Source organism: Geminicoccaceae bacterium, assembly GCA_020638465.1.
Classification (GTDB): domain Bacteria; phylum Pseudomonadota; class Alphaproteobacteria; order Geminicoccales; family Geminicoccaceae; genus JAGREO01.
The window spans coordinates 430,087-448,099 of record JACKIM010000001.1 but is presented as its reverse complement, the minus strand read 5'-3'; the positions used below and the strand labels follow the sequence as shown (position 1 = coordinate 448,099).

Below are 18,013 nucleotides of genomic sequence, written 5' to 3'. Positions count from 1 at the left end.
TCCAATTTACCCTGATCGCCATTTGTCGAACAGGAACGATCGCGGGGTGGACACGAGCCCCTGTGGCGGGAAGGGCTGGCCATGGAACGTTATTCGCTGCTTGATCTGGCTCCGGTAAGCGAGGGAGCGACACCGGGGGAGGCGCTGGGCAATACGCTTGACCTTGCCGTTCGCGCGGAAGCCCTGGGCTACCACCGGTACTGGCTGGCCGAACATCACAACATGCCCGGCATCGCTTCTGCGGCGACGGCCGTTGTCATCGGTCAGGTTGCCGCACGTACCCGCTCCATGCGGGTCGGAGCGGGGGGCATCATGCTTCCCAATCATGCGCCGTTGGTGGTGGCCGAACAGTTCGGCACGCTTGAAGCGCTGTTCCCCGGCCGCATCGATCTGGGGCTGGGGCGGGCGCCGGGTACCGACCAGACGACGGCCCGGGCCCTGCGCCGCTATTTCGACAGTGCCGACAAGTTTCCCGAGGATGTCGTGGAGATATTGTCCTATCTCGAAGATCAGCCCGAGGAGGCAGCCGTGCGGGCCGTGCCGGGGGCCGGCAGCCACGTACCGGTATGGATCCTGGGATCCAGCCTGTTCGGCGCCCAGCTTGCCGCCTATCTCGGCCTGCCTTACGCTTTTGCGTCGCACTTCGCGCCGAAAATGCTCGAACAGGCATTTTCCACATACCGGAGAGAATTTCGCGTATCGAAATGGCTCGATCGCCCCCATGCGATGATGGCCGCCGGCATGTTCGTCGCGGACAGCGACGAGGAGGCGCAGTGGCTGCGGACGTCGCAACTGCTGGCCTTTGCCCGATTGCGCACCGGGCGTCCGGGACGCCTTCCGGCACCCGTCGAGGACATCGAATCCCTTCTGCCTGGCGAGATTCTCTCGCAGGCGAGAAATGCGCTGTCCTGCTCGGCGACCGGGTCGCCGACGACGGTCCGGCACCAGATGCAGGGGCTGGTCGAGCATTACCGTCCCGACGAAGTGATCGTCACGGCGATGATCCACGACCATGCCGCCCGATGCCGGTCGTTCGAACTCGGAGCTGCCGTGCTTGCCGATCTGGTCGTGAAGCGTTCCGCGAACCATTGATCGTCTCGGGTGCCCCGGAACCGCAGGTGTGATCGCTCTTGCAACGTGGTGGAAACGCGGACATAAGGGCGGCCGAAATGACCGCCGAACCTCAGCTTTCCTATCGACGCGAGCACCTGCTCGGCATCGAGGGCCTGCAGCCCTTCGAGATCAGGGACCTGTTGGATTGCGCTGACGGCTATGTCGAGCAGTCCCGCCGTACCGACAAGAAGCTCAACCTGTTGCGCGGCCTTACCCAGATCAACCTGTTCTTCGAGAATTCGACGCGCACGCGCACCTCGTTCGAACTTGCGGGCAAGAGGCTGGGAGCCGATGTGGTCAACATGTCGGTGTCCGGGTCCTCGATCAAGAAGGGGGAGACCCTGATCGACACCGCGATGACGCTCAATGCCATGCACCCCGACGTGCTGGTGGTGCGTCATCAGGAAAGTGGTGCGGTCGAGTTGCTGGCACGTCATGTGCGCTGTGCCGTCATCAACGCCGGTGACGGCAGTCACGAACACCCCACGCAGGGCCTTCTGGACGCGCTCACCATCCGCCGGCGCAAGGGACGGATCGAGGGGCTGGTCGTGGCCATCTGCGGTGACGTGCTGCACTCGCGTGTCGCCCGCTCCAACCTGCACCTGCTGCTGTCCATGGGGGCGAGGGTGCGGCTGGTCGGTCCACCGACCCTGTTGCCGCTGGCCATGGAGACCTTTGGTGCGGAGCTCCATACCGACATGCGCAAGGGGCTGGAGGGGGTCGACATCGTCATGATGCTGCGCCTTCAGCTCGAACGCATGCAGGGCAGTTATGTGCCATCCATCCGCGAATATTTCGAGCGCTACGGGCTGACCCGCGACAAGCTGGCCCATGCCCGGCCCGATGCTTTGATCATGCATCCCGGGCCGATGAATCGGGGCGTCGAGATCGATGGGGTGGTGGCCGACGATATCGACCGCAGTGCCGTGCTCGATCAGGTCGAGATGGGGGTCGCGGTACGGATGGCCTGCCTTGACGTGCTGACCCGGCAATTGCGGGCGACGGCATGACGGCCGTCCTGCCCGGTCCCTTCCGTTCCGGTCGTCTGTGAGGATGGCATGAGAGAAGACAGCGACCCGACGGGTTGTCTCATCACCAATGCCCGCCTGCTGGACCCGGCAACCGGTCTCGACCGCATCGGCGAGTTGAGGGTGGAACAGGGCATCATCACCGGCATCGGCGGCTTCCTTGCGCCGCCGCGTGGTCGCTACGAGCTGATCGATGCAGGCGGTCTGTGTCTGGCCCCCGGTCTTGTCGACATGCGGGCCCAGTTCGGCGAGCCCGGCTTCGAACACAAGGAGCGCCTCGAAAGCGGCGCGCGCGCGGCAGCGGCCGGTGGCGTCACGTCGGTGGCGCTGCTGCCCGGTACCAACCCGCCGGTCGATGATCCGGCGATGCTGCAGTTCGTTGCCCGCAAGGCCCGCCAGCTCCGTTCAGTGAAGATCTATCCCTATGCCGCGTTGACCAGGGGACTAGCGGGTCAGCAGCTTGCCGAACTGGGATTGCTGCGCGAGGCGGGGGCAGTCGCCTTCACCGATGGGGCAAAGGCGCTGGCCGATGCCCAGATGATGCGCCGGGCGCTGGCTTATGCCACGTCCATCGATGCCCTGATCGTCCAGCATCCCGAAGAGCCGAGCCTTGCGCGTGGTGGAGTGATGAATGACGGGGCCACCTCCGTGCGGCTCGGTCTGGCAGGTATCCCCCGTTGTGCCGAAGTGATGATGGTCGAGCGCGACCTGCGCCTGGTGGAGATGACCGGCGCCCGCTACCACGTTGCGCATGTCTCCACGGCCGCGGCCATCGAGGCGGTCCGTCAGGCGAAGGCCCGCGGTCTGCGGGTGACTGCCGAGACCACGCCGCATCATCTGGCCCTCAACGAGCTTGAGGTGGAGGGCTATCGCACCTTTGCCAAGGTGTCGCCGCCCTTGCGCAGCGAAGTGGACAGGCGGGCCGTGGTCGAGGGGCTGCGCGACGGCACGATCGATGTCATCGCATCGGATCATGACCCGCAGGATCAGGACAGCAAGCGTCAGCCGTTCGCGCAGGCGGCCAGCGGCGTCATTGGCATCGAGACAATGTTGTCGGTGTCGCTGAGGCTGTACCATGACGGGCAGATGAGCCTGCTTGGCCTGCTGCGCAAGATGACCTGGGCACCGGCGCAACTGCTTGGGCTGAATGCCGGGCGGCTGGCTGTCGGCGCTCCCGCGGACCTCGTCCTGTTCGACCCCGATGCGCCGTGGAAGATCAGCGAGGCCGGACTTTCCAGTCTTGCGAAGAATACCGCCTTCGAGGGGAGGCTGGTCAATGGCAAGGTCCACCGCACGTTGGTCGACGGGCGCACGATATACCGTCGCGACGGGATCTGATCGACCGCCCCCGGATTTTGCCGGAATGATAACGGATTCAGTGGGCGATGACCGCAATCGAGTAAGGGTCGGCGGGGCTGGCGATGAGGTCGTAGGCGAGCTTGACGCACACCGCCAGCACCATCAGCGCCAGCAGGATGCGCAGGTGTTCGCCGCGCAGCAGGGCTCCCACGCGTGAGCCGAACTGGGCGCCGACAACCGCACCGGCGATCAGCAGCAATGCGAGAACGATGTCGACTGCATAATTGTTATAGGCGTGGAGATAGGTGGTGATCATGGTCACCAGGGCGATCTGGAACAGCGATGTTCCGACAACGATGTTGGTCGGCATGCCGATGATGTAGATCATCGCCGGGACCATGATGAAGCCGCCGCCGACGCCCATGACGGCACCGAGGAGACCGACCAGCAATCCGACCACCGAGGGCATGATGATGCTGATATAGAGCCTGGAACGCTGGAAACGCATCTTCAGCGGCAGGCCATGCATCCAGTGGTGCTGGTGCAGCTTGCGCCGCGACCCGCCTGACTTGCGCTTGCTGCGGATGAGCGTGTTGAGGCTCTCGATGAACATGAGGCCGCCGATGGTGCCGAGGAAGACCACGTAGCAGATCGAGATGAAGATATCGACCTGGCCCAGTGTCTGCAGCCAGCCGAAGATGAACACGCCGGCGGCCGAGCCGATGGAGCCGCCGACCGTGAGCAGCAGCCCCATTTTCAGGTCGACGGTCTGCCGGCGCATGTGCGCGAGCACGCCGGAGACCGACGAGGCCAGAACCTGCGCCGACACGGAGCCGACGGCGACAGCCGGGGGAATGCCGATGAAGATGAGCAGTGGTGTCATCAAGAACCCGCCACCGACACCGAAAACGCCCGACACGAAGCCGATGGCGCCTCCCAGCCCCAGAATCATGAACAGATTCACCGATAGCTCGGCGACAGGCAGATAAATATCCATCGGTGACCGGGTGAGAGCTGCTTTGGCTGCAAAGCAAGGCCAAGACATGATTGATGTCAAGGAATTGCCTGCCCGAATCATCAGATTATGAATAAGAGATGTTCCGCGACCAGCGTACGATGGGTTGCCGCGCGGTGCCGGGTAGCGAAACGGGCTAGCCGTGGCGGTAGGGGCCGTGGAAAAGATCGCCGAGGGCACGCCGCATGAGGACCGTCACCCGCCGTCTGCGGACGTGCTCTTCACGGTCATGGTGCAGGTGGCAGCGCTGGCAGAGTGCGCGCAAGTTCTCGTGCCGGGAATTGCCGGGATCATGGTCGAGATGGGCTGTCGCAAGGCGTACGTGACGGATACGGACCGTGCTGTATTCGACGACATCGGGCCAGTTGGCGGCCTTGCCGGCATCGTCGCGCCAGAGGCCGCCGCTCTCGTCATACCAGCGTCCGTCAACCAGTTGACGGATTGCCCGCTTGTCGGGTCGCCCGCACTGCTCACAGCGCCCTTGCGCCCGACCGAAACGGATCTGGCGGCTGATTTGCGGCCAGTCGATGGGATAGAACCAGCGGAGTTGCGGTTTGATTGGCATGTCACCGATATGCCACAAGTGAATATCAACGTCTCGCGTTTTCCTCCTATGGATTTTGACACCAAACTGTTACATATTCGATCAACCGGAAATTGAACAAGGGCGGTCGAATGCACTATCGGTCTGAGCTCGAGGCCCTGAGGGCGCGGCGCCCCGATGGCACGCTCTACTGTCTGCATCAAGGGCGTCTTCAACGGGCCGCCGAGACCTTCCTCAAGGATTTTCCCGGCGAACCGATGTATGCGGTCAAGTGCAATCCCGAGCCAAGATTGCTGCGTACACTGGTCGATTGCGGCTTCCATCAGTTCGATGTCGCCTCGATGCCGGAGATTGAACTGGCGAGGACAATGGCGCCGAAGAGCGAACTGTTCTTCATGCATCCGGTCAAGACGGTGGAAGAGATCGATGCCGCTTCGCACCGTTTTGGCGTCAACCACTTCGCCGTCGACCATCGGGATGAACTGGGCAAGATCGAGGAAGCCATTCACGGCGATCGCTATTCGACGACCGTGATGGTGCGCATGGCGACACCGGGGGATGCGACCTACGACCTGTCGGCCAAATTCGGTGCGACGCCCGCCGATACGGTGGCGCTGATGCAAAAGGCCGCTTTCGAGGGGTTTTCCGTGGGTCTGTGCTTTCACGTGGGCTCGCAGGTGACGGATCCGACTGCATGGACCAGGGCCATCCGGTTGTGCGGCGACGTGATGCGGGAGGCCGCGGTACCGGTCCTTGCGCTCGATGTGGGAGGCGGCTTTCCTGCTGCCTACGGAGGGACGGTCGAGGTGCCGCTCCGGTCGATCTTTTCCGTCATTGCCGACGAGGTAGCGAAACTCGACCTGCCTCCTGCGACCCGTATCCTGTGCGAGCCCGGAAGAGCTATCGCCGCGCCGGCCTTCACCACTCTGGCTCGTGTGCTGCTGCGAAAGGGTTCCAGATTGTATGTCAATGAAGGCGTGTGGGGCTCCCTTTCGGAATCGATGACCGGCAGGATCCATTTTCCGGCTACCGCGATGGCGCTCGACGGCGATCCGCCTTCGGGGCCGCTCGCCGAGTTCGAGATCATGGGGGTGACGTGCGACCCCACGGACAAGCTCTATACCCCATATCGGCTTCCCAATGATATCGCTCGTGATCATTGGGTGCGCTTCGATCTCACCGGTGCCTACAGCATAGCGCTCAAGACCCGTTTCAACGGATTCGGCTATGGTGAGATTGTCGACGTCGATGAACGGGAGGAGCGGGGCATCGTTCTGCCACTGTCGATCACGACATCCTGATCGGGCGCCTGTCGCCAAACGGATATGGCTCGTGTTGACTGTAATTTCTCGCACCGGAGGCAATCGACGAGATAAGGAGGCTGGCATGGCGATCCGTTCGAGCCTGGCGATGGTTGCCGAGGCGCTCGCCCGTGTCCGGTCGCTCGATATGGACGCTGCACGGGCGTGGATCGCTTCTGCCGATGTTCTCATCGTCGACCTGCGCGAAGGCGAGGAGATCGATGAAGGCATGATCGAGGGCGCTGTCCACGTGCCTCGCGGGCTGCTCGAATTTGTCGCCGACCCGGCGAGTCCGTTGTACAATCCGCAATTCAGCGAGGACCGACCCATTCTGCTGTATTGTGCAGTAGGGGGACGTTCGGCATTGGGAGCCGTCACCCTCATGGAGATGGGCTACACGGATGTCGCCCATCTCGGTTGCGGGATCGCCGGGCTCGGCGAGGAGTGGGACTGAGCCCGAAGAACGCGATCCCATATAGCCGTGCCCGGACGATACCGGTCTTCAGATCAGCGCCATCCGGCCTCGTCGAACACGATCTGTGCCAGAGGCTGGTTCTCGCCGAGCACCTGGACATTGACGGGATCGGCCTTGAAGGAGCCCAGCTCGTCCAGTGCCGGATTGTCGAGTTTCACACCTTCGACCACGGCATATTCGTTGTTGCCATTGGCCAGCAGTGCCTGGGCCTCGTCGCTGGCAAGAAATTCGAGAAAAGCCCTGGCCTCGTCCTTGTGCGGCGCGGAGGCGATCATGCCGGCACCGGAAATGTTGATGTGGGTGCCGCGGTCGGCCTGATTGGGAAAGATCACGGAGATCCTGCCGGCGACTTCCCTGCTGGCATCATCGCCGGCATTCATGATCCTGGCGACGTAATAGCTGTTGGCCAGCGCAACGCCACATTGACCGGCAGCCACGGCCTCGATCTGCGACGTGTCGTTGCCTTCCGGTGCGCGGGCGAAGTTGCCCACCACTCCTTTGGCCCAGTCAGTGGCCGCATCCACGCCGTCATGTTCGATGATGCTCGCCAGCAATGACAGGTTGTACATGTTGGTGCTGCTGCGGATGCAGACCAGTCCCTTGAGTTCGGGATCGGCGAGATCCTCGTAGGTCTGGATCAACGAGGGATCGACGCGGTCCTTGTCGTAGACGATCACGCGTGCGCGGGTGGTGAATCCGAACCACCGGCCATCGGGATCGCGCAAGGAAGCCGGTATCCTGCTTTCCAGGACCTCGGAATGCAGCGACGCGAAGATGCCGGCCTCCTCGGCCCGCCACAACCGGCCCGCGTCGACGGTGATCAGCACGTCGGCGGGGCTGCTTTCGCCCTCCAGCCGGATGCGTTCGATGAGTTCGTCGGCATCGCCGTCGATGCGGTTGACCCGGATGCCGGTTTCTTCGGTGAACGCGCTGTAGAGTTTTTCGTCGGTATCGTAGTGGCGCGAGCTGTAGAGATTGAGTTCGGCTGCCTGCAGCGGCAGCGCCGCCAGCAACAGGGGGGTGGCGAGGATCCAGTGTTTCAGTCGGCCTCTCGGCATGGGGCGCTCTCCGGAGCTTGTGTGCAATCGATGCGCAAGGATCTCGCATCGAGAGGCGCGGATCTCAACGCCAATCGTCACTGTTCGGAATTGGATCAGTTCAAAACTGGCCGCGACCGTTCACGGTACCGCTCAGGACAACGAGGCCATGACCAGCGTGGTGAGGATGAGCAGAGACAGGCCCAGCCAGATGGCCATGGCCCGCAGCGCCGGCTGGATGGCGAGGCGGGGCAGGCGCAGCAGGCTGCGCAGGGGATTCCACGCTGCCGGCGCCAGCAGCCACAATACGGTGACAAGGCCGGCAAAACTCAGCAAGCCGGGGGCCGATACCCCGCAACCGCTGCCGACGATCTCGACCTCGCCTACTCCGAGAAGGGTGGGCGAGCAACTCAGCCCGGACCAGCTGCCGACCAGCACCATGACCCAGACAATCAGCCCTGCACCCAACACGGGCAGGTCGGGCTCGATCAACTGGCCTTCCGGGGTGTCGATGGCGTCGGGCGTGGAACTCGTGGGGGTGTCGACACGTGCCGGACGGGGACGTGCTCCGGTTGTCACGGTTTGCTCCTCGGCCGATACCTCGACCGTGCGATCGACCTCATAGGCCGTCGCATCTTCGTCGAGGCCCGGGGACACCGCAGTTACGGTCGACGGCCCAGTCGGTGGAAATTCCTGTCGCAGGCTCTGGACCTGTTCGAGAATCAGGCCCACGGCACGATCACTGAAGCCGACGTCACGCAAACGCTCACCCAGAATGTCAGCCTGTCGGGCTTCGCTGATCATCGCCTATGGCTCCTCGCATGACACAGGGACGTCCCCTGTGCCGTAATCCTGACTGATCCCCTCCATGCGGTTTGACAGGCGTGATCGACCCGGTGGCAGGATCGTGCCGCCTGTTCCGCACCGGACAGGCATGCTGTAGCGCAGCAACACGATGATGGCCAGTATCTATGGCGCTTCAATTATCCTGTCCGCTACATGTTGTGGTAGTGTCATGTTTTCCAGCAAGTTCTCGTAAGACTGTTCGCGATCGAAGAGGGAAAAGCCCGCATTTTCATAACCGGCGAGAGCACGCGGGTGATCGAGATCGCAGGTATGGACCCAAAGCCGCCGGATCGGCCGCCGCCAGGCATGATGGACCGACCAGTCCAGCAGGTATCGCCCCAGCCCGCGACCTATGAATTCAGGCATCAGCCCGAAGAACGCCAGTTCGACCTCGCCGTCCTCGCGGCCGTCGAATTCGACGAAGCCAGCCGGGACCCCGTGGACCCAGAGTACGCGAATGTCGACCTTCTCATCATGGATAATGGCGACAAGTTCTTCATCTCTCAGGTAGCGCCGTGACCACCAGAGCCATGGCCCACCGACGGTCCCGTAGAGAAACCGGTAGAACGCGACGGTCGGCCGGATGGCCTTGACGATTTCGCAGCCCTCGGCGGGCGGTTGCAGGGGAGCGGAGACCGGGCGCTTCAGCATTTCCAGATAGCTGACCGTCGCCTGCACCCGCCCGACGACCTTGGGACGTCCGGTCGCATCCTCTGCTGGCGTGTCCGGCATTCTCAGCGTTCGACCGGAGTATCGGGTTGTGCTCCCCACTCGGACCACGAACCGTCGTAGACGGCGACATCGCTCTTGCCGATGACGGCCAGGGCCAGGGCGAGCGTGGCTGCGGTGACGCCGGAGCCGCAGGTCGTCGTTACCGGACGGGACATGTCGATGCCGGCCGTATCCACCAGCGATGCCAGTTCCGCTGCCGTTTTCAGGGTTCCGTCGGCGGCGATCACATCACCGGCCGGCAGGTTCCGGCTGCCGGGGATATGGCCGCCGCGCAGGCCCGGCCGCGGCTCGGGTTCGCTGCCATCGAAGCGGCCTGATGGCCGGGCATCGAGCACCTGCTCGCGCCGCGAGGTGAGATTGCCGCGCATCTGGTCGATGTCACGCAGCAGGAAATTGTTCTGCCTTGAGGTGAAGTGCCGTTCGGTCGGACGTGATGGCAGGTCCTCGACCTCGCGCCCTTCGGCAACCCACTTGCCCAGCCCGCCGTCGAGCACCGCGACGTCGTCATGGCCGAACAGGCGGAACATCCACCATGCACGGGCACTGGCGGCGAACAGGTTGTTGTCATAGACGACGATGCGCGAGCCATCGCCCAGTCCCAGCTTGCGCACGCGCGCCGCGAATTTCACCGGGCTTGGCACCATGTGCGGCAGGTCGGATTTCTCGTCGGCGATATCATCGATGTCGAAATGGACGGCACCGGGGATATGGGCATCGTCATATTCCCGCCTTGCATCCCGGCCGGTACTGGGCATGAACCAGGTGGCATCCACCACACGCAGATCGGGCGCCGGAAGATTTTCCGCAAGCCATGCGGTGGTGACCAGTGGCGAGTTCGATGACAGGGCCATCGGCGCGTTTCTCCTGTTCTTGCGGTGCGATGCGGCGCAGCCGGCACCGGATGGTTCAGCCTTCGAACCAGGGCGGTACCGGCAAGTCCTTCTCGCGCAGGAATGCCGGATTGAAAAGCTTGGATTGATAGCGCGAGCCATAATCGCAAAGGACGGTGACGATGGTGTGACCCGGACCCATCTCTCTGGCGAGCCGCACCGCCGAGGCGACATTGATGGCGGAGGACCCGCCCAGGACCAGTCCCTCTTCCTGAATGATCCGGTAGAGATAGGGCAGGGCTTCGGCATCGGTGATCTGGTAGGCGTCATCGATGGGGGCATCTTCCAGGTTGGCAGTGATTCGCCCCTGGCCGATACCTTCGGTGATCGAACTTCCCTCCGCCTTCAACTCACCGTGCCTGACATAGTGATAAAGGGCCGCACCCATCGGATCGGCAAGCTGGATGCGGACGCCCGGCTTTTCCTTCTTGAGCCGCATGGCGACGCCCGCAAGCGTTCCGCCCGTGCCGACGGCACAGGTGAATGCGTCGATCCGGCCTTCCGTCTGGCGCCAGATCTCGACGCCAAGGTGGTTGAAGTGGCCATTGCGGTTGGCGACGTTATCGAACTGGTTGGCCCATATGGCGCCGTTCTTCTCACTCTGTGCCAGTTCGGCGGCCAGCCTGCCCGAATATTTCACATAATTGTTGTCATCCCTGTAGGGGACGGCCGGTACCTCGATCAGCTTCGCCCCGCAGGCCCGGATCATGTCTTTCTTTTCCTGGCTCTGCGTTTCGGGGATGACGATGACCGTCCGATAACCCTTGGCATTGCCCACCACGGCAAGGCCGATGCCGGTATTTCCGGCCGTTCCCTCGACGATCAGGCCCCCCGGCCGCAGGTGGCCGCTCGCTTCGGCATCCTCGATAATGGCGAGTGCCGCGCGATCCTTGATCGACCCGCCCGGATTGAGGAACTCGCACTTGCCCAGGATCTCGCAGCCGGTCTCGTCCGACAGGTGGCGCAGGCGGAGAAGAGGGGTGTTGCCGATGAGGTCGACGAGATTTCCGCGCGTTTCCATGACATTCCATGCGGCTGTGAGTGTGATGTCCTTGACGCTGATGTAACGGGCCTGACCACGCCGGGCAAGCCGTGGCTGGCCCATGCGGATGACCGGCCACGGTTTTTGCCCGTTCGGGCATGGCCGGCGGTTCGATCGCGGGGAGAACCGGCGGTCGGGGATTTCCCTTTGATGGACTTCCCATCCTGCGGTCTTTCGCTACCATCTGTCGGGTGACATCAAGGGGAGGTTGACAATGGCACGAGACGGGCTTGCGGGCCGGACCGCGCTGGTGACGGGGGGCGCACGCGGCATCGGCCTGGCGACGGCGCGGGCGCTGGCGGCGATGGGGGCCGACATCGCAATCGTCGATCTGGATGGCGATGCCGCCGAGGCTGCGGCAGCTGATGTCGCCGGACAAGCCGGTGTCCGCGCTTGCGGGGCGCAGGCGGACGTAACGGATGCGGATGCCTGCAGGGTGGCTCTGGAGCGGATCTCCGTCGAACTCCGATCGGTGTCGGTCCTGGTCAACAATGCCGGTATCATGCCGCAGGCGGTCATGCCGCATCACGACCAGCCTCTGGACAATTTCAACCGGATGCTCGCGGTTCATCTGGGCGGTGCCGCGCATTTCGCGCATCTCTGCGTGCCGGCGATGCGGGCCGCGGGATTCGGGCGCATCATCAACCTGTCGTCGGTGCTGGGAATCGTCGGCCTTCCGAACCGGCTGGGCTACTGCGTGGCCAAGACCGGCATGAACGGGCTGACCCGTGGGCTGGCGATGGAAAATGCGCGCCATGGCATCACGGTCAATGCCGTTGCACCGGGTTACATCTTCACCGACGTGCTTCGTGATCGGGCGCAGCGCGGTATGCTCGACTACGACCTCTACGCCGAACGGACGCCGGTCGGCCGCTGGGGACGGCCTGAGGAGGTCGCCCGCGTGATCGCCTTCCTGGCCCATCCCGACTCGGGCTTCATCACCGGCGTGGTCTGGCCTGTGGACGGCGGCTACACGATGCGCGGCGATCCGGGCGAGGACATCGGTCCCCGGCCGGAGTGACCAGCGACACCGGGCCACCTTGCCAGTGGCGGCCGCGTTCGCCCAGAGTGGAGACCATCAACGATCCGCTTCAATCAAGGGAGGCTCGAATGAGCGGTGAATGGTATGTTCGCCTCATCGATACGGTCGCCGGAACCCTGGGCAGGCATTGTGACGAACTCGATGCGCTCGACGAGGCGCTGGGCGACGGCGATCATGGTCGCAACATGCTCGCCGGGATCGAGGCGGTGCAGGGCGAGGCGGCCGGGATCGAGGCATTGCCGCTGGAAGCGGCCATGCGGCGTACCGCGCTACTGTTCCGCGAGCATGCGGGCGGAGCGGGGGGGCGCTACATGGCAAGCGTCGTCGACGCGATGGCGTCAGCAGCACCGCAGGGCCGGCCGGGAGCGCGGGAACTCGCGCGGATGCTGGAAGCCGGTGTGGAGCGTCTGCGTGCCGACGGGGACGTCGATGTCGGCATGAAGACCATGTTCGACGTACTGCAACCATTGTCCGACCGGCTGTCCAGGGCCATCGGCCAGGGACACGAGAACGGCCTCGACGATCTCGCCATTTCCGTCTGCGGCCATGCGCTGCACCGGACCAGCTACATGGTTCCCATGCGCGGCAAGGCGGCCGCCATGGGCGACGCCGGCAAGGGGCATATCGATCCGGGCGCCTGTTCGGTCGCGCTGATCGTCGGGGCGCTGGTGGGCGAGCTGACCCGAGAACGGCAGGACTGAGTTCCGGCACCCGCGACTCCTGACAGTCGGGCGCAAACCCGTCTCAGGACGTGGCGTCGATATGGACGCGGACACGGCGCCAGTTGAAGGCAGGGTCGACGCCGACGCGCCTTTGCAGGCGTCCGACCTGTTCGAGCACGATGTTGCGGACCCCGCGGTTGTACAGCAACCTGTTGGGAAGCTCGCCGCGCTCGATGTCCTCGCGCACGAGGCTCAGGACATCCGCGCGCGGAAGACTGCGTGCCTCGGTCCGGATGTCCACCAGCCAGCGGCCGCGGATGGTGTTGATGCGGTTGCGAAGAGTGGTGACGATGCCGGCGGCGACCGGCTCGTTCCAGTTGTCCCGCCGCATGACGATCCGCGCCCGCCACGAGACCACCAGCGGCATCTCCGCTCCCGCCACTTCGCCCCAGGCGAGGCCATGGCCCAGCAGCAGCACGCGGCGGCGGCTGTTTTCATGCTCCGAGACACAGTCAAAGGGGCCGACGTCAGGCAGGCCCGATTGAAACGTCTTGAGGCTGTCGTTCGGTGTCAGTTCGAATTGCATCATCACGCGGACATCTTACCGTGCGCGCGTTAATTGCCGGTAAATGGGCGCCAGCATGTCATCGAAGGGGATTTTTTTCTCGAAGGAGGAATGGCGCCGTCAGGTGAAGGTTGCGGGAGGAGCCGTGGCCGATCCGTCCGACACTGCGTCGCACCGCACGCCGGCCACGGTGAGCGTGCGTTCGAGGTAGGCCCGTTCGAACCCTGCGAAATCCACCAGCAGTTCGACATAGGTCCGCACGAACCCGGGGCCGTGACCGTCATGCGACAGGCCGTGGGCGCATTCGTGCAGGACGACCGCGGGCGTGCGCGCCCAGCGCGGCAGCTTAATCACCGTTCTCGATCCGCAGGCATGCCGGCGGCCACGTCCGTCGGTCACCTCGGGTGGCGTCCAGTCCCGGCAGTGACGGCGGTTGGCCTCGCGATCGGCATAGACCCGATGCACGAGCTCACGGCAGCCGTCGAGGCTCAGCGGGTCGCAGGCAAGCGGCAGGACATGGCCGCGTTCCCAGCCATAGACCCGACTGCGCTGGAAATCCCGTGGTCTGGCCTGTGCCGGCCGTACCCGCACGGCCTGGCGTGTGACACCGGTCCGGGGTTTCAGCCATTGCCTGAACGCCTTTCGAAGTGACACGGCATTTCTCTCCTCAAGCCGTTCCCTGCGATCGTCGCGACTCTCGAAACCGTTTCATGATAATGGTTTATCGGCACCACCACGATCTGGCCAGACGAAAACGGCGAGGGACGGCATCTTGACGGCACCGTGCCGAACCGGCGAATAGGGAGCCGGCCGGGCTTGTGGAGCCCGTGTTCCGCTTTATATATTCGCCCCGACCCGACAGGCCAAGGAGATGAAGCATATGCCGGCGGCTGCCGACCCCAAGGGCTATTATCGCATCATGGGTGTTCCACCGACGGCCAGTGCAGAAGACATCCGCATCGCCTTTCGGGAACGGGCGAAGATCTTTCATCCCGATCAGGGGAACGAGCGCGCCAATGGCGACCAGTTCCGGCTGTTGCGCGAGGCCTATGACAACCTTCGCGATGCCCGCAAGCGCATGCAGTACGATGCCGAACGCCTTGCGGTCGAAGAGCCCAAGCGGCCGATGCGCCCGAGGGCGCAGGTGGTTGTCGAACGCGATGTGAACTGGCTGTTCTCCGGCCGCACTCTGAGCCTTGCCGCCGGCGGTCTTGCCGTGGCCTGCCTCGTGCTGCTCGGCCTGCTCTGGTCGGCGGAAAATCGGCTGGCCGAACGGGATGCCGAAGCCGACGACCTCTATAGGCGGCTGGCCGCGGCGATGCAGGATCAGGCCGATGTCCGTGCCCGCTACCGGGGGGCGAACTTCATGCGGCTGGAGGAGGCGCTGGCCTCGTCCTCGTCGATCGGCTCGGGGTCGGCCAGCCGTTTCGTGTTTCAGTCCGAGATCGAATTCGCTGCGGACAGCTCGACCATCGACGACAAGCTGCGCGGCAGGCTCGATGCGGCGGTTCTCGACCTTGCGAGGACGATCTCCGAGATTCCGGCGGATCGTGACTGGCTGATCCTGCTCGAAGGACACGCCGGCGAGGCGGCGCGGCAGGCCGGCGTTTCCGTCGGTGCCTGGGAAATGTCATTGCTCCGGCTGGGGACGGTGGTCGACTATCTCGTGGCCAACGGAATGCCGACGCAGCGGTTGGCGGTACGCTTCCAGGCAGGGTTCCAGCCGGTCGGCGAGGCCGCCAGCGACGGCGGTACGGTCGAGCTCAAGCTGTTGTGCTGCTACCGCTGACGGGAAGGGCCGGCCGGTTTTCCGCTCGCGATGTCAGATCGCCGCACCGGCGGAAGGCAGCGTGAGGGCGTGGTTGATCCGCGAGATCGCCGAAACGAGCTCCGTATCGTCCAGTGAACCGCCGATGGAGATTCGTACTGCCCGCGGAATTTCCTGAGTTGTCGAAAACTCCCGAGCCGAGGCGATTCTCAGCCCTTCGCCCGCGAGCCGCACGACAAGCTGGTCGGGGTCGAGGCCGGGCGGTGTTTCCAGCCAGACATGCAGGGCGAGCGCATTGCTGAGAATGTGACCGTGCACGAGATGGTTGCGGACGAGGGCCTGTCGCCGTGCGACCGCCTTGCGTTGCAGGATTTCGGCCTTCTCCAGCAGGCCGTGCGCCTGGGCGTGGGCCATGAGTTCGGCGGTAAGGCTGGGCGCGCTCAGGGCAAGATCGGCGTGGCGCTGGTTGATCATGGGTATGACCCGGGTCGGTGCCGCCACTATGCCGAGTCGCTGGCCGGGGGCTAGAAACTTGGACACACTGGAGATGTAGACCGTGCGTTCCGGTGCGATTGTGGCGAGAGGTCTCGGCCGGCCGGAAACCAGCGGGCCGTAGACATCGTCCTCGATCAGCAGCAGGTCGTGCCGGTCGGCGATCCTCGCGATCTCGCGTCGACGGGCTTCGTCGAGCATGGCGGTGGTCGGGTTGTTCATGCTGGTCGAGAGGATGAGCACCTTGCCGCGCCCCTGCCTGCAGGCCGAATCGAGCGCTTCGGGGATGAGCCCGTTGGCGTCGATGGCGACACCTTCGGGGCGCAGGCTGAAGGTGCGGGCGAGCGAGGCGAAGCGCGGATAGGTCAGTTGTTCGAGCAGGAGACCGTCTCCAGGGCGCGTGAGGGCGGCGAGGGCGGCGGCGAGCCCTCCCTGTGCTCCGCCGGTGATGACGATCTGCTCGGCAGGGCAGGAAACCCCCAGATGCGTCAGCCATTGACTCGCCGCCCGACGATTGGCCAGCGAACCCATGGTGGAGGGATAGTTGGCAAGGAAGTGATCGACTCGCGGCGATTGAAGCAATGACACGAGCAATCCGCGCAATTCCTCGCACGCCGCTGTCGGGATCGGGTTGTTCGTGCTCAGGTCGACGATGCCGTTCCCGCCATCGGTGCCGTGCACGCCGATCTGGCTGCCGCCGGCCGACGGGTCGAGGACATAGGTGCCGCGCCCGACCTCGCCGCGGGCGAGCCCGCGCTGGATCAGCAATTCGTAGGCGCGTCCGACGGTGCCGATGGTGACATCGAGCGCATAGGCAAGGCGTCGCTGCGGCGGCAGGCGGTAGCCTCCGGCGATCCGGCCGTCCTGGATCTGCTCCTCGATGGCCAGGGCCAGGGCGCGGTAGCGGGGCATGGTGCCGGTGGCGATCTTCAGGTCATCGAGCACGGGATTTTGCCTCATATTGATAGGGTGACAATGATTATATTGACTCGGAATTGTCTGCAAGCATGATGTGGGTGCGCATGTCAGCGAGGGGTGGATGATGGTACGTATGCTTGTTCTTGATCGGTTTTCGACCATTGAATCGGAATTGACTCGGAATCGCTTCGCATGGCGCCTGCTTTGTCTCGTCGATGTGTGGATTGCCCGGCAGCGCACGCGACGGGCCCTGGGCCGGCTCGACCGGCATCGGCTGGACGACATCGCGGTCACGGCGGATCGGGCCGCCGCCGAATCGGCGCGGCCGTTCTGGGAGGGTGACGATGCATTGCGGCTGGCGATGGGGCGCGACGGGTGATGCGCTACCGGTTCCTCACCTATGACGTCTTCGCCAGCGAACGCTTCGGTGGCAATCCGCTGGCGATCCTGCCCGATGCCGACGGGCTCGATACTGTGCAGATGCAGGATATTGCCCGGGAGTTCAATCTGTCGGAGACCACCTTTGTCACATCCAGCGAAAGGGGATTTGGCCCGCGTGTGAGGATCTTCACGCCGCGTGCGGAACTGCCGTTTGCCGGACATCCCACTGTGGGGACGGCCATTGCCCTGGCAGATCTTGGTCGTGTCGATGATCGCCGGGTGGTGCTGGAGGAGACGGCCGGCCCGGTCGAGGTGGTCCTTGACGCCGCGGGCATGGCCGAGTTCCGTGCGCCACAGCCGTTCCGCCTTGGGGAACAGCTTACCCGGGCCGATGCGATGCTCGCACTGGGGCTCGAAGCCGGGGCGATCGTCGCCGCCCCCTGTTTCGCCGGAGTGGGCCTGCCTTTTCCGATCATCGAGGTGAGCGATCTCGAAGTGCTTGCATCGGCATCGTTCAAGGGCATGGCCAACGGTCACCCGTTGCGGCGCGAGGCCTTTGTCTTCACGCGCCAGACTGACGGTCTCGATGTCGACTTGCGTGCCCGGCTGTTTGCGCCGGGGTTCGGCATTTCCGAGGATCCCGCGACCGGCAGTGCCGCCGGCGCTCTTGCGGGGCTTCTGGCCCATCAGAGGCCGGAAGTCGATGGAAGCTGGTGCTGGCGCCTGGGGCAGGGGGTCGAGATGGGCCGTCCGAGCGTCATCGAGATGCGCGCCATCAAGTCGGCGGGCCGGGTCACCGACGTCTATGTCAAGGGTGGGGCGGTTCAGGTCATGGAAGGTCATATCAGCGTCTGAGGGGGCTG

At 64.2% G+C, this 18,013-nt stretch carries 20 protein-coding genes; 10 read left to right on the top strand and 10 right to left on the bottom strand.

The features are described 5' to 3' along the window. Positions 1-81 precede the first annotated feature (81 nt). The 3 genes from H6851_02105 (at position 82) to pyrC (ending at position 3,479) form a co-directional block, all read left to right on the top strand. On the top strand, positions 82-1,092 hold the full coding sequence (locus H6851_02105; GenBank protein MCB9942406.1) for an LLM class flavin-dependent oxidoreductase: 1,011 nt from the start codon (positions 82-84) through the stop codon (positions 1,090-1,092). Positions 1,093-1,169: 77 nt separating this feature from the next. Next, positions 1,170-2,123 carry an aspartate carbamoyltransferase catalytic subunit gene (locus tag H6851_02100; protein ID MCB9942405.1) on the top strand — a complete coding sequence of 318 codons (954 nt, stop codon included), beginning with the start codon at positions 1,170-1,172 and terminating at the stop codon, positions 2,121-2,123. A gap of 48 nt (positions 2,124-2,171) precedes the next feature. Then, on the top strand, positions 2,172-3,479 hold the full coding sequence (gene pyrC, locus H6851_02095; GenBank protein ID MCB9942404.1) for a dihydroorotase: 1,308 nt from the start codon (positions 2,172-2,174) through the stop codon (positions 3,477-3,479). 37 nt (positions 3,480-3,516) lie between these two features. Here pyrC and H6851_02090 read toward each other — a convergent pair whose 3' ends face one another. Beyond that, complete coding sequence (locus H6851_02090; protein MCB9942403.1) at positions 3,517-4,437, bottom strand: sulfite exporter TauE/SafE family protein; 921 nt, start codon at positions 4,435-4,437, stop codon at positions 3,517-3,519. 154 nt (positions 4,438-4,591) lie between these two features. Continuing rightward, the gene (locus tag H6851_02085) at positions 4,592-5,020 is read right to left on the bottom strand and encodes a hypothetical protein (GenBank protein MCB9942402.1); all 429 of its coding nucleotides are present in this window, start codon (positions 5,018-5,020) and stop codon (positions 4,592-4,594) included. 110 nt (positions 5,021-5,130) lie between these two features. Here H6851_02085 and H6851_02080 point away from each other — a divergent pair, with 110 nt between their 5' ends. Together H6851_02080 and H6851_02075 are read left to right on the top strand one after the other, a co-directional pair. Continuing rightward, positions 5,131-6,300, top strand: a complete 1,170-nt coding sequence (locus H6851_02080) for an ornithine decarboxylase (GenBank protein ID MCB9942401.1) — start codon at positions 5,131-5,133, stop codon at positions 6,298-6,300. 85 nt (positions 6,301-6,385) lie between these two features. Next, positions 6,386-6,754, top strand: a complete 369-nt coding sequence (locus H6851_02075) for a rhodanese-like domain-containing protein (GenBank protein ID MCB9942400.1) — start codon at positions 6,386-6,388, stop codon at positions 6,752-6,754. Between the two features lie 53 nt (positions 6,755-6,807). On the opposite strand, the gene H6851_02070 is transcribed toward H6851_02075, so the two are convergent. The 5 genes from H6851_02070 to H6851_02050 form a co-directional block, all read right to left on the bottom strand. Then, complete coding sequence (locus tag H6851_02070) at positions 6,808-7,833, bottom strand: Fe(3+) ABC transporter substrate-binding protein (GenBank protein ID MCB9942399.1); 1,026 nt, start codon at positions 7,831-7,833, stop codon at positions 6,808-6,810. Positions 7,834-7,965: 132 nt separating this feature from the next. Beyond that, entirely contained in the window at positions 7,966-8,616 is a 651-nt protein-coding gene (locus H6851_02065) for a hypothetical protein (GenBank protein MCB9942398.1), read from the bottom strand. A gap of 165 nt (positions 8,617-8,781) precedes the next feature. Then, positions 8,782-9,390 (bottom strand): GNAT family N-acetyltransferase, encoded by a 609-nt coding sequence (locus H6851_02060; GenBank protein ID MCB9942397.1) that lies wholly within the window; start codon positions 9,388-9,390, stop codon positions 8,782-8,784. Positions 9,391-9,392: 2 nt separating this feature from the next. Beyond that, positions 9,393-10,241, bottom strand: coding sequence for a 3-mercaptopyruvate sulfurtransferase (sseA, locus tag H6851_02055; protein ID MCB9942396.1), 849 nt, complete (start codon positions 10,239-10,241; stop codon positions 9,393-9,395). 55 nt (positions 10,242-10,296) lie between these two features. Continuing rightward, entirely contained in the window at positions 10,297-11,301 is a 1,005-nt protein-coding gene (locus tag H6851_02050; protein MCB9942395.1) for a cysteine synthase A, read from the bottom strand. A gap of 235 nt (positions 11,302-11,536) precedes the next feature. Between H6851_02050 and H6851_02045 the strand changes: the two genes are divergently transcribed. Together H6851_02045 and H6851_02040 are read left to right on the top strand one after the other, a co-directional pair. Next, positions 11,537-12,343 carry an SDR family oxidoreductase gene (locus tag H6851_02045; GenBank protein ID MCB9942394.1) on the top strand — a complete coding sequence of 269 codons (807 nt, stop codon included), beginning with the start codon at positions 11,537-11,539 and terminating at the stop codon, positions 12,341-12,343. Positions 12,344-12,432: 89 nt separating this feature from the next. Further along, entirely contained in the window at positions 12,433-13,065 is a 633-nt protein-coding gene (locus tag H6851_02040; GenBank protein MCB9942393.1) for a DAK2 domain-containing protein, read from the top strand. Between the two features lie 43 nt (positions 13,066-13,108). Here H6851_02040 and H6851_02035 read toward each other — a convergent pair whose 3' ends face one another. Both H6851_02035 and H6851_02030 read right to left on the bottom strand, forming a co-directional pair. Next, positions 13,109-13,615, bottom strand: a complete 507-nt coding sequence (locus H6851_02035; protein ID MCB9942392.1) for a hypothetical protein — start codon at positions 13,613-13,615, stop codon at positions 13,109-13,111. A gap of 96 nt (positions 13,616-13,711) precedes the next feature. Beyond that, complete coding sequence (locus H6851_02030) at positions 13,712-14,245, bottom strand: hypothetical protein (GenBank protein MCB9942391.1); 534 nt, start codon at positions 14,243-14,245, stop codon at positions 13,712-13,714. 226 nt (positions 14,246-14,471) lie between these two features. Here H6851_02030 and H6851_02025 point away from each other — a divergent pair, with 226 nt between their 5' ends. Further along, positions 14,472-15,380 carry a DnaJ domain-containing protein gene (locus H6851_02025; GenBank protein ID MCB9942390.1) on the top strand — a complete coding sequence of 303 codons (909 nt, stop codon included), beginning with the start codon at positions 14,472-14,474 and terminating at the stop codon, positions 15,378-15,380. Between the two features lie 33 nt (positions 15,381-15,413). On the opposite strand, the gene H6851_02020 is transcribed toward H6851_02025, so the two are convergent. After that, on the bottom strand, positions 15,414-16,796 hold the full coding sequence (locus tag H6851_02020) for a PLP-dependent aminotransferase family protein (protein MCB9942389.1): 1,383 nt from the start codon (positions 16,794-16,796) through the stop codon (positions 15,414-15,416). Between the two features lie 145 nt (positions 16,797-16,941). Between H6851_02020 and H6851_02015 the strand changes: the two genes are divergently transcribed. Both H6851_02015 and H6851_02010 read left to right on the top strand, forming a co-directional pair. Further along, entirely contained in the window at positions 16,942-17,148 is a 207-nt protein-coding gene (locus H6851_02015; protein ID MCB9942388.1) for a hypothetical protein, read from the top strand. After that, on the top strand, positions 17,148-18,005 hold the full coding sequence (locus H6851_02010) for a PhzF family phenazine biosynthesis protein (protein ID MCB9942387.1): 858 nt from the start codon (positions 17,148-17,150) through the stop codon (positions 18,003-18,005). Before H6851_02015 ends, H6851_02010 begins: the two co-directional genes overlap by 1 nt. Positions 18,006-18,013: the final 8 nt, after the last annotated feature.